General features: G+C 49.0%; 13 protein-coding genes. 9 read left to right on the top strand and 4 right to left on the bottom strand.

The features are described 5' to 3' along the window. Positions 1 to 2 precede the first annotated feature (2 nt). The 4 genes from H8L47_RS15755 to ppa all read left to right on the top strand — a co-directional run bounded on the left by H8L47_RS15755 (position 3) and on the right by ppa (position 3808). Positions 3 to 776 (top strand): uroporphyrinogen-III synthase, encoded by a 774-nt coding sequence (locus H8L47_RS15755; protein ID WP_186954552.1) that lies wholly within the window; start codon positions 3 to 5, stop codon positions 774 to 776. Next, on the top strand, positions 773 to 1942 hold the full coding sequence (locus tag H8L47_RS15760; RefSeq protein WP_186954553.1) for a uroporphyrinogen-III C-methyltransferase: 1170 nt from the start codon (positions 773 to 775) through the stop codon (positions 1940 to 1942). The genes H8L47_RS15755 and H8L47_RS15760 overlap by 4 nt, the downstream gene beginning before the upstream one ends. Positions 1943 to 1946: 4 nt before the next feature. After that, the gene (locus H8L47_RS15765) at positions 1947 to 3143 is read left to right on the top strand and encodes a heme biosynthesis protein HemY (protein ID WP_186954554.1); all 1197 of its coding nucleotides are present in this window, start codon (positions 1947 to 1949) and stop codon (positions 3141 to 3143) included. A gap of 128 nt (positions 3144 to 3271) precedes the next feature. Continuing rightward, a complete protein-coding gene (ppa, locus tag H8L47_RS15770) occupies positions 3272 to 3808 on the top strand; it encodes an inorganic diphosphatase (RefSeq protein WP_186954555.1) in 537 nt (178 codons plus the stop codon). A 95-nt stretch (positions 3809 to 3903) separates the two neighbouring features. On the opposite strand, the gene H8L47_RS15775 is transcribed toward ppa, so the two are convergent. Together H8L47_RS15775 and H8L47_RS15780 are read right to left on the bottom strand one after the other, a co-directional pair. Then, complete coding sequence (locus H8L47_RS15775; RefSeq protein ID WP_186954556.1) at positions 3904 to 4944, bottom strand: serine/threonine protein kinase; 1041 nt, start codon at positions 4942 to 4944, stop codon at positions 3904 to 3906. Positions 4945 to 4975: 31 nt separating this feature from the next. After that, the gene (locus H8L47_RS15780) at positions 4976 to 6157 is read right to left on the bottom strand and encodes a GNAT family N-acetyltransferase (RefSeq protein ID WP_186954557.1); all 1182 of its coding nucleotides are present in this window, start codon (positions 6155 to 6157) and stop codon (positions 4976 to 4978) included. Between the two features lie 26 nt (positions 6158 to 6183). Here H8L47_RS15780 and H8L47_RS15785 point away from each other — a divergent pair, with 26 nt between their 5' ends. From H8L47_RS15785 to H8L47_RS15795, 3 genes are all read left to right on the top strand, one after another. Continuing rightward, positions 6184 to 7797: an NAD+ synthase gene (locus H8L47_RS15785; protein ID WP_186954558.1), complete on the top strand. Its 1614-nt coding sequence runs from the start codon at positions 6184 to 6186 to the stop codon at positions 7795 to 7797. A 46-nt stretch (positions 7798 to 7843) separates the two neighbouring features. Continuing rightward, a complete protein-coding gene (locus H8L47_RS15790; RefSeq protein WP_110253085.1) occupies positions 7844 to 8182 on the top strand; it encodes a P-II family nitrogen regulator in 339 nt (112 codons plus the stop codon). A 92-nt stretch (positions 8183 to 8274) separates the two neighbouring features. Then, a complete protein-coding gene (locus H8L47_RS15795; protein WP_408057709.1) occupies positions 8275 to 9372 on the top strand; it encodes an ABC transporter substrate-binding protein in 1098 nt (365 codons plus the stop codon). Positions 9373 to 9418: 46 nt separating this feature from the next. Here H8L47_RS15795 and H8L47_RS15800 read toward each other — a convergent pair whose 3' ends face one another. Next, positions 9419 to 10054 (bottom strand): Smr/MutS family protein, encoded by a 636-nt coding sequence (locus H8L47_RS15800; RefSeq protein ID WP_186954559.1) that lies wholly within the window; start codon positions 10052 to 10054, stop codon positions 9419 to 9421. A 22-nt stretch (positions 10055 to 10076) separates the two neighbouring features. Beyond that, positions 10077 to 11021, bottom strand: a complete 945-nt coding sequence (trxB, locus tag H8L47_RS15805; RefSeq protein WP_186954560.1) for a thioredoxin-disulfide reductase — start codon at positions 11019 to 11021, stop codon at positions 10077 to 10079. Between the two features lie 271 nt (positions 11022 to 11292). On the opposite strand from trxB, the gene H8L47_RS30280 reads away from it, so the two are divergent. Together H8L47_RS30280 and lolA are read left to right on the top strand one after the other, a co-directional pair. Next, positions 11293 to 13635: a DNA translocase FtsK gene (locus H8L47_RS30280; RefSeq protein ID WP_186954561.1), complete on the top strand. Its 2343-nt coding sequence runs from the start codon at positions 11293 to 11295 to the stop codon at positions 13633 to 13635. Continuing rightward, positions 13586 to 14308, top strand: a complete 723-nt coding sequence (gene lolA / locus H8L47_RS15815) for an outer membrane lipoprotein chaperone LolA (protein WP_186954562.1) — start codon at positions 13586 to 13588, stop codon at positions 14306 to 14308. The genes H8L47_RS30280 and lolA overlap by 50 nt, the downstream gene beginning before the upstream one ends. Positions 14309 to 14314: the final 6 nt, after the last annotated feature.

Here is a 14314-nt window from a genome sequence, read left to right on the forward strand (position 1 = left end):
GCATGCAAAATAATACGGTCATACTGACACGTCCAATAGCTCAGGCTCAGGATTTTGCCAGGCAAGTCCTGGCAATGGGGCGCGAAGTAGTGCATTTCCCTTTGCTTGAGATCGGGGCACTGGAAGACAATGCTGCTTTACTGACGCAGTTGAAGCAGTTGCACGACTATGCATTAATTGCCTTTGTCAGCCCAAATGCGATTGATGCTTTTTTCCGCCACCTGACTACTGTGCCGCAAGGTTTGACTTTTGCCGTCATGGGTGAGGGTAGTCGGGCTAAATTGGCGGAGTACGGTGTGAATGATCAGACTGCAACTGTTTTGCGCCCGCGCAATTCGCGTAAGACTGATTCTGAAACCCTGCTAGCCGAACTGGACTTGCCTGCTCTACAGGGACAAAAAGTGCTGATTGTGCGCGGTGAGTCAGGGCGTGAACTATTGGCTGATGCTTTGCGCGAACAAGGCATAGAAGTAGTGCAAGTAGCAGCCTACCGCAGAGTAAAGCCCGCAATCAATCAGACCCTTCAACAGCAATTGAAGCATTTGCTGGACATTGAGAATGACTGGATCATCACCAGTTCTGAAGCTTTGCGCAATTTGTGTGACTATGTCGCAACATTAGATTTAACTGACGGCGTGGCAAAAATGCAACGGCAACATTTGCTGGTGCCACATAGCCGTATCGAAGAAACCGCAAAGTCTCTGGGGTTTCTATCCATAACCTTAACAGCTTCTGGCGACGAACAACTGCTTGTCGCGTTACAATCTCGTCTATGAGTGAACAGCAATCAAATCCCGAAGCCGTCGTAACGGCAAGCCCTGTCGACGCTGTGGCGCGACAGCCAGTCCCTGTTTTGCCTGCAGAGGCATACAAGGAACCGAGAGAACCCGGCTGGAACCATCCTGCTTACCTGATATCTGGTGTGCTGGCTGTTTTGCTGGCCGCGAACTGGTGGTCTTCGCAAAACCAGATCAGCGGTTTGCGTGACGAGGTCGCCAAACGCCTGTTGACCGCAGATAGCAATAGCAGTGAAACCAAGCTGTTGGCGCGCAATGTGCAGGAGACTGCCAAGGAAATTCAGTCCAAAGTCATTCTCCTTGAAGGCAAGCAATCTGAATCGCAAAGTCAGCAACTGGCTCTGGAACAGCTCTATCAGGATTTGTCCAAGAATCGTGACGACTGGGCCCTGGCCGAAATTGAACAGGTATTGGCAACAGCCAGCCAGCAATTGCAATTGGCCGGCAATGTACAGGGTGCCTTGATTGCCTTGCAAAATGCCGATGGTCGTCTGGCCAAGTCAGACAAACCACAGTTTATCTCAATACGCCGCGCACTTGCCAAGGACATAGAAAGACTAAAATCTTTACCTGCCCTTGATTTGCCAGGTGTGGCGCTGCGTCTCGATAGTGTGATTGCCCAGATTGACCATATACCGCTGTGGTCGGATGAGAAATCCGTTGTGACGGCGACGCCGCCAAAAGCGCCGCTGCGCGTCTTGCCCAAGTCTGCTGCTAGTGCCAAGGTAGACAAAAAAGTCGTCGATGACGTAGAAGAGAGTACTTGGAGCATGCGCTTGCAAGATGGCTGGCAGAGTTTTTCCAGCGAGATGTGGGGTGAAGTTAAGCAATTGATACGTGTCAGGAATGTGGAAACACCTGATGTACTGTTGCTGACTCCCTCGCAATCTTATTTTGCTCGTGAGAACCTGAAATTGCGCTTGTTGAACGCCAGACTGGCACTTTTGTCGAGAAATGAAAGTATCTTCAGAAGCGATATGATTGCCGCCCAGGATGCTATCGCCAAATATTTTGATACCCGTGCCAAGCAGACACAGACTGTGCAAGCCTTGTTGCGCCAGGTGCAGGGTAGCAATCTGTCGATAGAAATGCCGACGTTGGGTGAAAGCCTGAATGCGGTACGTAACTATAAAGTGAAGCCATAAGAGTATGCGTATCTTTATCCGGCTTCTGATTCTTTTCGCGCTTGCCGTTGGTCTTGCTGTGGGCGCACGTTATAACCCCGGGAATGTAGTCCTGTTCTTTCCACCTTACAGGATAGACTTGTCACTGAACTTCTTCCTGTTCCTTTTGCTGGTTGTTTTTGTGGTGATTTATCTGGTGATACGTACCATTATCACCACCAGGAAAATGCCACGCAAGGTAGCCTTGTATCGTCAGAACAAGCGTGAGAAAGACAGTAACAAGGCTTTGCGTGAGGCCTTGAAGGCGCTGTTTGAAGGTCGTTTCGGTCATGCTGAAAAAGCGGCCATGCGTGCTACGGAATTGCCGGACAATGCAGCGATTGCGTCCCTGATAGGCGCGCGAGCTGCTCACCATATGAGCCAGTTTGAACGACGCGACTCCTGGTTTGCCGGCCTTGAGCAAGACAATGCTTACAAGGTCGCTCGCCTGGTGAGTATGACTGAATTGCTGGTGGATCAGCATCAGCCTGGCAAGGCGCTGGAAGCAGTGCGTGAGCTGAATGCCAATGGTACCCGCCATATTCAAGTGTTGCGCTGGGCATTGAAGGCCAACCAGCAAGCGCAAAAATGGCAGGAAGTTTTGAAGCTGGTACGCACCCTGGACAAACACCGCGCCCTGCATCCGGCGTTGTCGCAGCGTTTGCGTGAGCTGGCTTATGAAGACTTGTTGAAAAACCAGGGGCATGATACCGAATCCATACGCCGCGTCTGGTATGAAATTCCTCAGGCAGATCGCAAGTCTGCTTTTGTAGCATCTACTGCAGCTGCTGCCTTCAATTCTCATGGTTTGTTTGATGATGCTCGGGGTATCGTCGAAAAAGCGCTGGTGGAAGAGTGGGATGAACGCCTCATGCGTGCCTACCGTGATGCGGCTGCTTCTGAAGGTTCGGCTGCCTTGTTGTCACAAATTGAACATTGTGAAAAATGGTCAGAGCAGCATCCTACCGATCCTGAGTTGGCACTGACCCTTGGTACACTATGTCTGCGCCAAAAATTATGGGGCAAGGCACAAAGACATATGGAGCAAGCCTTATCGGACGCAGTAGATCCGCGCACTGTGCGAGAAGCCAATTTGAAGCTGGCGCAATTGCATGAGGCGCTGGGGCAACCAGAAGAGGCTGCCAGTCGTTATCGCCAATGTGCGATTGCCACCATGTTATGAGGAAATTGATTGTATATGTGCATGTTAAATTGTATTGATGCCTGTTGCATTGCACAATTTTGCGTTGAAAAACTATATAATCTTGCCCAAACCATTTCTTCTATTGATTCTTATACAGAAAGTGCAAGATGAGCTTGAATAAAGTACCAGCAGGTCGTGATCTGCCAAATGATTTCAACGTTATTATCGAAATTCCTATGAATGGGGACCCGATCAAATACGAAGTTGATAAAGAGACCGGCGCTATTTTTGTAGACCGCTTCATGGGCACTGCCATGCATTATCCTTGCAACTATGGTTATGTGCCACAAACCCTGGCCGGTGATGGCGATCCGGTTGATGTACTGGTTATCACGCCTTTCCCGCTGATCCCTGGTGTAGTAGTGCGCTGCCGTCCTATCGGCATCCTGAAAATGACAGATGAAGCCGGTAACGATGCCAAAGTATTGGCCGTACCTGTAGACAAGATTTTGCCTATCTACACACACTGGCAAAAACCGGAAGACTTGAATGAATTGCGCCTGCGTCAAATCCAGCATTTCTTTGAGCATTACAAAGATCTGGAGCAAGGCAAATGGGTCAAGATTGAAGGTTGGGGTGGTCCTGATGATGCCAGAGCAGAAATTCTTGCTGGCGTAGAAAATTTCAATAAAGCAGAAGCATAATACTTCTGCTGCTATAGAAAAACTGCGATTTAAAAGCTGTGATTCATATCGCAGCTTTTTTTTGGCTCCCCAGTTTCGTAGACTGGAAGCATCACTTAAAACCTGTGCATCAAATAGGCCGCAATTCCCACAACCGCGAATACAATTGCCATCCAACTCAACCAAGAGCTAGGCTGCTTGTCTTCATCATCTCTGTAGCTGTTTGACTCGCCACCCTGTTTTTGGCGTTTGCGTTTCAATTTCTTGTCGCGCTCAAGGAATTTTTCCAATGCCAAAGACATTTCTGCTGCATTTTCATAGCGTGCAGCCGGATCTTTTTGCATTGCCTTCATGACGATTTTGGATAGGGAGTCCGGGATGCTTGGGCGAACTTCAGACGGGTACTTTGCTACTTTACTTACAATCTGTTGCAATAATTTGTCTACATCCTGCGACTGAAAAGGCTTTTGTCCTGTCAGCATTTCATACATGACGGTGCCGAGGGAGTACACATCAGTCAGTGCATTGACCTGCTTGCCGTTCGCCTGTTCTGGCGACATGTAGTTGGGGGTGCCCAGGATATTATTATTAAACAGGGTATGCGCTTGTTCCCTGGTTTCATCCAGCACGCGATTGGGGGCTCGGGCGATACCAAAGTCCACGACTTTAGGATGCTGATTGGGTAGTACAAAAATATTGGCGGGCTTGATATCGCGGTGTATCACACCATTGGCATGCGCGTAGGCTAGGGCATCGGCAATTTTTTGTATGAGGGTAGTCGTCTCAATAATGTCGAATTGTTTGCCTTCGGCGAGCAAATGTCGCAAATCCTTGCCTTGCAGAAATTCCATCGCGATAAATGCTGTGCCACCTTCACTCGATGCATCGAAAATGGTGACGATATTCGGGTGGGATAATCTGCCAGCAGCACGTGCTTCGTTGATAAACTGTTGTTCGCGTTGTTTCTTGTCGGCAGCATTACTGCCTGCACTAAATATTTTGATGGCAACATCACGGTCAATAACGGGATCGTGCCCCCGATACACCGCTCCATTTGATCCCATGCCTATACGTTCGCTTAAATAAAAGCGTCCTACGCGTTTGGTCGGCAATGCTGCAGGCGGCGCATTTGGCGTGGATATAAAATTGTTTTGCATTGCGACAGGATGCCCTGATCCAGGTAAAAATTCAAGTGGCGCTTGCTTCAATGTGTTTCAGGATTTTGTAGGGTGTGTGTTCATGTAACTCATTTAAATATAGTGCAATATCCCTGGATTCACGTACCAGAAAATTGGAAACGGCATCAGAAAATTCAGCATGACTCAAATGGTGGGCAGACCAGGTAGTTGTAGGTAAAAAGCCGCGTGCCATTTTGTGTTCGCCTTGAGCTCCGCCTTCAAAAATAGCGATTCTTTCTTGAATGCAAAATTCTATGGATTGATAATAAGCTGTCTCGAAGTGCAGACAGGGATGTGTTTCCAGGCAACCCCAGTAGCGTCCATAGACGCGCTGTGTATCATGAATTAACAATGAGGCGGCAATTTTATTGTCGTCATGCAATGCGACAATGAGATGAATATTCTCAGGCATGCTCTTGCCTAAGCGCAAGAAAAAATCCAGATTCAGGTAAGGCGAGGAATTATGCTCTTCATAAGTCTGGTCATAACAGCTTTTAAAAAAACGCCAGTCATCGTCTTGCATCTCTTGTCCGCGCACATGTATGAACTGTATGCCGGCATCGTGTACTTTTCTGCGTTCGGCACGGATGTTTTTGCGTTTCTTTTTATCCAGGTTATCCAGAAAATCATCGAAGCATTGGTAGCCTTGATTTTTCCAATGGAACTGCACAGATTTGCGTAACAGGTAACCTTCTTCACTGAGCAACCGTGCCTGCTCTTCGGGCAGAAAGAGCAGGTGACTTGAGGAGTAATCGCCCGCTTGCTGGAGTTCTTGCAAAGCGGTGATCAACGCCCTTTGGGCTGGCTCATTGCGCGCCAGCAAGCGGCTTCCTGTCACGGGCGTAAACGGAATGGCAGACAGCAATTTGGGATAGTAATCAAATCCATGGTGCTTGTAAGCTTTGGCCCAGGCCCAGTCGAACACATACTCTCCGTAAGAATGTGTCTTTTCGTAAAGGGGTAGTGCGGCCTCCAATTGTTCGCCATCCCAGATCGTGATAAAGCAGGCTTGCCAGCCGGTTTCTTCAATGGCAGAACCTGATTCTTCCAGTGCACTTAAAAATGCATACGACAAAAATGGATTGGCATGTGCCTGGTCAGCCACCAGACTGTCCCAGACCAAGGGCGCGATCTCGCTCAGTGAAGTGACGATGCGCATGCGATAATGTGGGGCTGGAGATTCAGATTTCATTTTCGATTTTATACAGATTTGCCAATATGACAGTAAAAGTTGCCATTGCCCAGATGAATAGTATTGTCGGTGATCTTACCGGCAATGCTGCACAGATAACAGAATATGCCCGTCGTGCTGCAGAGCAGGGCGCAGATATACTCGTCACGCCAGAACTATCTCTGGTAGGTTACCCGCCAGAAGATTTGTTGCTGCGCCAGGCATTTTATCTGGATGCTGCCCATGCTCTGGATAGCTTGAAGAGACAGCTTACGCTATTTCCCGGACTTGCTGTTTTGGTCGGTCATCCCAGTGAAGTGGACGGAAAGAGGTATAATGCTGTTTCTGTCGTGCAAGACGGTGTCGTACTGACAACCTATTTCAAGCGCGACTTGCCTAATGACATGGTGTTTGATGAAAAGCGTTATTTTTCATCTGCTAATCAGGCTTGCGTGTTCACCATCAAGGGCGTGAATTTCGGTATCAATATCTGTGAAGATACCTGGTCGTCTGATGCTCCTCTGCTGGCCAAACAGGCTGGCGCAGAAGTGCTGCTGGTACCCAATGGTTCACCCTACCATATGGGCAAGCAGCATCAACGCTATGATGTCATGCGTGCAAATGTCATTTCTCAAGGATTGTCCTTGGTCTACGCTAACCTCGTTGGCGGCCAGGACGAATTGATTTTTGATGGCAATTCCTTTGTCATGGATGTTCAGGGCCAGATCAGTGCGCAATTGAAACACTGTGAAGCTGATTTGCAGTTGATAGAATTTGATGGAGCACAGCCTTTGCCTACCCGGATCGAGGCGGCGTTGACGCTAGAAGCCGAGGTTTATCAGGCGCTGGTCATGGGCGTCAGGGATTACGTTGGCAAGAATGGCTTTCCCAGTGTTTTGCTGGGATTGTCTGGTGGCGTTGATTCTGCCCTGGTACTGGCAATTGCTGTCGATGCCTTGGGTGCAGATAAGGTCAGGGCCATCATGATGCCTTCGCCCTATACAGCCGATATCTCCTGGCTGGATTCGCGTGATATGGTCGCCCGAATAGGTGTGCGCTATGATGAAATTGCCATCAGCGATTGTTTCGATGCATTCCGTTCTACCCTGAGCCAGGAGTTTGCCGGCTTGAAAGAAGACACGACAGAAGAAAATATCCAGGCCAGGATACGCGGCACACTCTTGATGGCCTTGTCGAACAAATATGGTTCCATCGTTTTGACAACAGGTAACAAAAGTGAAATGGCCGTAGGTTACTGTACTTTGTATGGTGACATGGCAGGTGGTTTTGCTGTTATCAAAGACATAGCCAAAACCCTGGTGTACCGCCTGTGCGCCTATCGCAATACCCTGTCAGCCGTAATACCCGAGCGGATACTGACGAGGGCGCCATCAGCTGAATTGCGACCTGATCAAAAAGACCAGGACTCCTTGCCGCCCTATGACATTCTGGATGGCATCATGGCCATGTATATGGAAGAAAACAAGGCCCGAGCAGAAATTGTCGCAGCTGGCTATCAGCCGGAAGATGTTGAGCGTATCACGCGACTCATCAAGATTAACGAATACAAGCGGCGTCAAGCGCCCATAGGTATCAGGATTACACATCGTGCTTTTGGGCGCGACTGGCGTTATCCGATTACTTCGAAGTTCAGAGACTAGTTTAATCCGCATTAATTGTATTAACCGTAATTATAAGGAGAGAGAAATGAAACAGATCACCGCAATCATCAAACCTTTTAAACTCGACGAAGTCCGTGAAGCACTCGCTGATGTTGGCGTGACGGGTCTGACCGTCGTCGAGGTCAAGGGTTTTGGTCGTCAAAAAGGCCACACTGAACTATATCGTGGCGCAGAATACGTCGTCGATTTTTTACCCAAGATCAAGGTAGAAGTCGTGGTCGACGACAAGATTGCCGACAATGTTGTCGACGCAATTATCAAGGCAGCCCACACCGGCAAGATTGGTGACGGGAAAATTTTTGTACAAAATGTGGAGCAGGTGATACGTATTCGCACTGGCGAGACGGGACCTGATGCGGTTTAAATATGATGAAGTTAAAGCAGTTAGCAGTAAGTGAATTTGTTGGTGTTTCAAAAGCAAGAGCAAAAACAAAAATAGGGGTGGCACTGGTGTTGATGGCGATGGCAAATGTCCAAGCTGAAACTGGTGTCACTGACAAGAAAATTTTACTTGGGCAGTCCGCAGCGTTTACCGGACCTGCTGCAGAGTTGGGCATACAGTTGAATTCTGGTGCCAAGTTATATTTTGATCAGGTCAATGCAACTGGTGGTGTATATGGTCGTAAGATTGAAATTATAAAGAAGGATGATAAGTATGAGGCAGACTTGGCGGCCACGAATACCAAGGCCCTGATTGAAAATGATGGTGTGTTTGCTTTATTTGGCTATGTAGGGACAGCCACCAGTAATGCAGCTTTACCCATTTTCACGCAAGCCAAAGTTCCATTCTTTGCCCCCTATACTGGTGCGCAGTCTTTGCGAGAGCCTTTCAATAAGCAAATTTTCAATATCCGGGCCAGTTATAACGATGAGACTGAATATCTGATCGACCGCCTGGTGAATCTTGGCACTAAAAATATCGCCGTTTTTTATCAAAACGATGCTTATGGCAAGGCTGGTCTGGCTGGCGTAGAACTGGCGATGAAAAAAAGGAATTTGCGCGTCTCTGAAGTGGCAACAGTAGAGCGAAACAGCCTCGATGTGGCCGCAGCCGTAAGCAAGCTTTTGCCCAAGCGCCCGGATGCCATCATCCAGATCAGCACCTATGCCGCGAGTAGTGCGCTGGTCAAAGAAATGCGCAAGGCATCCTACACTGGCATGTTCTACAACGTGTCCTTTGTCGGTAGCCAGGCATTGGCAGATGCACTCGATAAAGAAGGGGTAGGTGTGGTAATTTCTCAGGTAGTGCCATTTCCGTGGTCGCCTTCCATACCTGTCGTGGGTGAGTATACAAAAACACTGGAAAAGGCAGGCATTAAAAACCTGAATTTCTCCAGCCTTGAAGGCTACGTTGCGGCCAAGGTGTTTGTTGAAGGATTAAAGCGTGCCGGACCTGGATTGACGAGAGAAAAACTGGTGTCTTCGCTGGAAAGCATCAATCGCAGTAGTTATGATGTCGGCGGTTTTGACGTCAGCTTCTCGCCTTCAAATCATAACGGTTCAAAATATGTGGATATGACCGTTATTTCCAAAGACAAGAAGTTCCGCAATTAAGTTTGTTGCACCTGAATCCGACCGGGCTCAGGTGCATTATCTATGCTCAGGATTTCAGTAGTACGATCAATGCACCAGCGCCACCATCAGCCGCAGTCGCCTGGCTGAATGCCAATACTTCATCTTTCTGTATCAGCCAGTTCCTGACTTTTTGCTTAAGCACAGGTTCCTTGTTGATAGAACCCAGACCTTTACCATGAATGATACGCACGCAACGTGTGCCATTGCGCATGCATTTACGTAGGAATTCTCCCAGGCTGTCCCTGGCTTCATCCCTACGCAAGCCATGCAGGTCAAGTTGCGCCTGTATGACCCAATGGCCTTTACGCAGCTTCCTTACGACATCCTGGCCTACACCTGATCTGGTGTAGCTCAGGTTCTCATCTGTTTCCAGCAAGGAGTCAGCGTCGAACTCATCCGATAAAGATTCCTGTAGCGCTGCCTGCTCATCGGCGATGTGCTGAAAGGGTAGAGGCTCAAGGCGAGTGGGCGCGGGGTGATGTTTGACCACAGTCTTTAAAACTTCGACCTTGCCTACGCTGGAACGAAAAATATTGGCTTCTTCTTCGGCTTTCTTTTCGCGTTCCAGACGTTCTGCTTCGGCGCGCTGTCGGCTTTCTTCTTGCTGCTTTAATTGCTGACTGAGTGATTTCAGGTCAGCAAGATTTTTAAAAGACGACATGCTGTACTTCCTTGATGTGAACTTATTCTTCGAGGAAGCGTTGTGCGTCCAGGGCTGCCATGCAACCTGTCCCCGCACTCGTAATCGCTTGGCGATAGATATGATCTTGCACGTCACCAGCGGCAAACACGCCTGGTACATTCGTGGCTGTTGCCATTCCTTCTGTACCTGTGCGGGTCTTGATGTAGCCGTTATACATTTCCAGTTGGCCATCAAAAATGCTGGTATTCGGTTTGTGGCCTATCGCTATAAAGACACCATGCACAGTGATAGGGGTAACTGTTCCATCTGCAGCTTTGATATTGATACCGGTTACGCCAGACTCATCACCGATAACTTCATCGAGCGTATGGTTCCATTTGACTTCTATCTTGCCTTCAGCAACCTTGGCCATCAGGCGGTCAATCAAGATTGCCTCTGCACGGAACTTGTCGCGACGGTGGATTACCGTGACCTTGCTGGCAATATTCGACAAATACAGGGCTTCTTCCACTGCCGTATTGCCACCACCTACCACAGCCACTTCCTTGCCACGATAAAAGAACCCATCGCAAGTTGCGCAGGCAGAGACGCCTTTGCCCATGAATGCTTGTTCAGACGGCAGGCCGAGGTATTGGGCAGATGCACCAGTGGCAATAATCAAAGAATCACAAGTGTACTGCGCCTGGTCGCCAATCAGGCGTATCGGTTTTTCATCGAGCTTGGCGGTATGGATGTAATCAAAAATGATTTCAGTATTAAAACGTTCTGCGTGTTGCAGAAAACGTTGCATCAGTTCAGGGCCTTGCACACCCATAGGGTCAGCTGGCCAGTTTTCCACGTCGGTGGTGGTCATCAACTGGCCGCCTTGTTCTACACCCGTGATCAGCACAGGGTTCAAATTGGCGCGGGCAGCATACACAGCAGCAGAATAGCCTGCAGGGCCAGAGCCAAGAATTAATACGCGAGCATGTTTGGGTGTGGACATAGCAGACCTGATAAAAAGTTGATGGAGTAGCTGAGTTGCTGGCAATAGATGGCGTTTTTCATGCGAATTTCAAGTTTTTTGCTAATTTTGCATCGCTATCCTGAGATAAGCCTAAATTATAGACTATCCTCACAGTGGTCGTCTTCCCGCCGTGGGCGCCAGGCTGGCATATCTGTTTCAACTGTTACAGCGCACATGTTTGGCGCATGCACGGCTTCATGCTATCTTGTCAGCTTTTGAAGGCTGTCCGAATGAGGTTGCTCTCTGTTTTATGACTACTGGTAACGAAGCTTATACTCGAAGCAAAAAAGCTGCTGCACCTGCAGCGCCGCCAAATCGCTTTTTGGTACTTTTGATGGAAGCGAAATGGATAGCGCTGGCCGCATTTTGCATTTGCCTGATACTGATCATGGCAAGTTACTCGACCCAAGACCCTGGCTGGTCAAGGTCGGTGGATATTCCGCGCATACACAATGTAGCTGGCAAATTTGGTGCCTGGCTGTCCGATGTGCTGTTTTATGTATTTGGTTTGTCTGCCTGGTGGTGGTGTGTATTTGCTTGCCGCCAGGTATGGATATCCTATAGCAATCTGTCGCAGAGGGTGAAGCTCAACCCTGAACCTGAAGAGGATGTAGGCTTCCCTGAAATTCTGGTCCGTAATGTCGGCTTTGGTTTGTTATTGGCAGGCAGCATGGGGCTGGAATATTTGCGCATGCATAGTCTCAAAGTGGCCTTGCCGCTGGGGCCAGGTGGGGTGCTGGGCGAGCTGATTGGCAATGCCGGTTTTGCCGCGCTGGGATTTACTGGTGCGACGCTGGCCTTGTTGTTGATGATAGCTCTGGGTATTAGCCTCTACTTCCACGTATCCTGGCTAACTATCGTTGAACGTATAGGGACAGGCATCGAATTGCTGTTTGTCTTTGTACAAAACAAGCATGAAGATGCCGAAGACAGGCGCGCGGGCCAGACCGCAGCCGTCAAGCGTGAAGAAGTCGTGGTACAGGAAAGAGCCAAGATAGTAGAGGCCGCACCTATTCGCATAGAACCGCAAGTAGTCGCCGTTCAGCGCTCTGAGCGCGTAGAAAAAGAAAAACAAGTATCTTTATTCAATGAGCTGCCAGATACCAATTTGCCGCCTTTGTCTTTGCTGGATGAGTCACCACCAGTCCAAGAAACTGTCAGCGTGCAAACCCTGGAATTCACCAGCCGCCTGATCGAGAAGAAACTCTCAGACTTTGGTGTCGATGCCAAGGTGGTGGCGGCCTATCCTGGTCCTGTCGTTACTCGTTATGAAATTGAGCCGGCTACCGGCGTCAAGGGTAGTCAGATCGTCAATCTGGCACGTGACCTGGCGCGTTCTTTGTCATTGACATCGATACGTGTGGTCGAGACCATACCCGGCAAGAATTTCATGGGCCTGGAATTGCCCAACCCCAAACGCCAGATCGTGCGCCTGACCGAGATTTTGGGGTCCAAGGTCTATAACGACAGCGCATCGAGCCTGACTGTGGCATTGGGCAAGGATATTGGCGGCCTTCCTATCTGTGCAGATTTGGCCAAGATGCCGCATTTGCTGGTGGCAGGTACGACAGGTTCAGGTAAATCTGTGGGTATCAATGCCACTATCTTGTCGCTACTGTACAAGTCAGATCCGAATGATGTGCGCATGATACTCATCGATCCAAAAATGCTGGAAATGTCAGTCTATGAAGGCATACCGCATTTGCTGGCACCAGTAGTCACTGACATGCGCCAGGCAGGCCACGCCCTGAACTGGGCGGTGGCAGAGATGGAGCGTCGTTACAAGCTGATGTCCAAGCTGGGTGTGCGTAATCTGGCTGGCTATAACACCAAGATTGCCGAGGCAACCCGCAAGGAAGTGCATATCCCCAATCCATTCAGTCTGACACCAGATGCGCCAGAGCCACTTGAAAAATTGCCAACCATCGTCATTATTATTGATGAGTTGGCTGATCTGATGATGGTAGTCGGTAAAAAGGTAGAGGAACTAATCGCCCGTATCGCGCAAAAAGCCCGTGCCGCAGGCTTGCATCTGATACTGGCGACGCAAAGACCATCAGTAGATGTGATCACCGGTCTGATCAAGGCGAATATCCCTACCCGTATCGCTTTCCAGGTTAGCAGCAAGATAGACTCGCGCACCATTCTTGATCAGATGGGGGCTGAAGCCTTGCTGGGTATGGGCGATATGCTCTACATGCCACCGGGCACAGGCTTGCCCATCCGCGTCCATGGTGCTTTTGTATCTGACGAAGAAGTGCATCGCGTGGTTGAATATTTGAAATCTCAAGGTGAACCAAATTACATAGAAGGCATACTGGAGGGCGGCACTTTGGAAGAAGGTGGTGAAGCGAGTGGAGAGAGTGCAGGCGCAGGGGGTGGTGAAGCAGATGCGCTCTATGACCAGGCAGTTGCCATCGTACTCAAGAACCGCCGCGCCTCGATCTCGCTGGTGCAAAGACATTTACGTATCGGTTACAATCGCGCCGCCCGTTTGCTGGAACAAATGGAACAAAGCGGTGTCGTATCTACCATGCAGTCTAATGGTAACCGCGAAATCCTGGTCCCAGCCGGGAACACAGCAACAGAGTAGCAATAGAACAGGACAATCAGTGAAGAAACAAACTACCATGATGGCAAAAATAGCAGCTGGCGTCATCGCGCTGGCCCTGATGCCAGCGCTGGCATCAGCATCTGCAGTTGATCAATTCAAGTCTTTTGTCACTAATAATAAAAGTGCTAGGGGGGAATTTACTCAGCAACAAGTAAAAATGGTCGATGGCAATCCCAAGATCAGCAAAACTACCAGTGGCAATTTTATTTTCTCCCGGCCAGGCAAGTTTATCTGGGCGTATACCAAGCCTTATGAGCAAATCTTGCAAGCCGATGGTGATAAATTGTACATCTACGACAAAGACTTAAACCAGGTCACCGTCAAGGCGCTGGGCAATGCGCTTGGCTCAAGTCCGGCGGCTATCTTGTTTGGTAGTGCTGGCACGGCAGATCTGGATAAAAATTTCAGCTTCAAGGAAGTCGGTGCCAAACAAGGCATGGAATGGCTGGAAGCCACTCCCAAAGCCAAAGATACGCAGTTTGAACGGATCGGTATAGGCATGAAAGATGGTGTGCCTGTGGCGCTGGAATTGCGTGATAATTTTGGTCAATTTTCCATATTGACGTTGAAAAATCTGGAAAAAAACCCCAGTCTGAAACCAGATGAATTCAAGTTTATTGTACCCGCTGGTGCTGATGTATTTCGCCAATAGATGAGT

The organism is Undibacterium umbellatum (assembly GCF_014284125.1).
In the GTDB taxonomy this organism is placed as follows: domain Bacteria; phylum Pseudomonadota; class Gammaproteobacteria; order Burkholderiales; family Burkholderiaceae_D; genus Undibacterium; species Undibacterium umbellatum.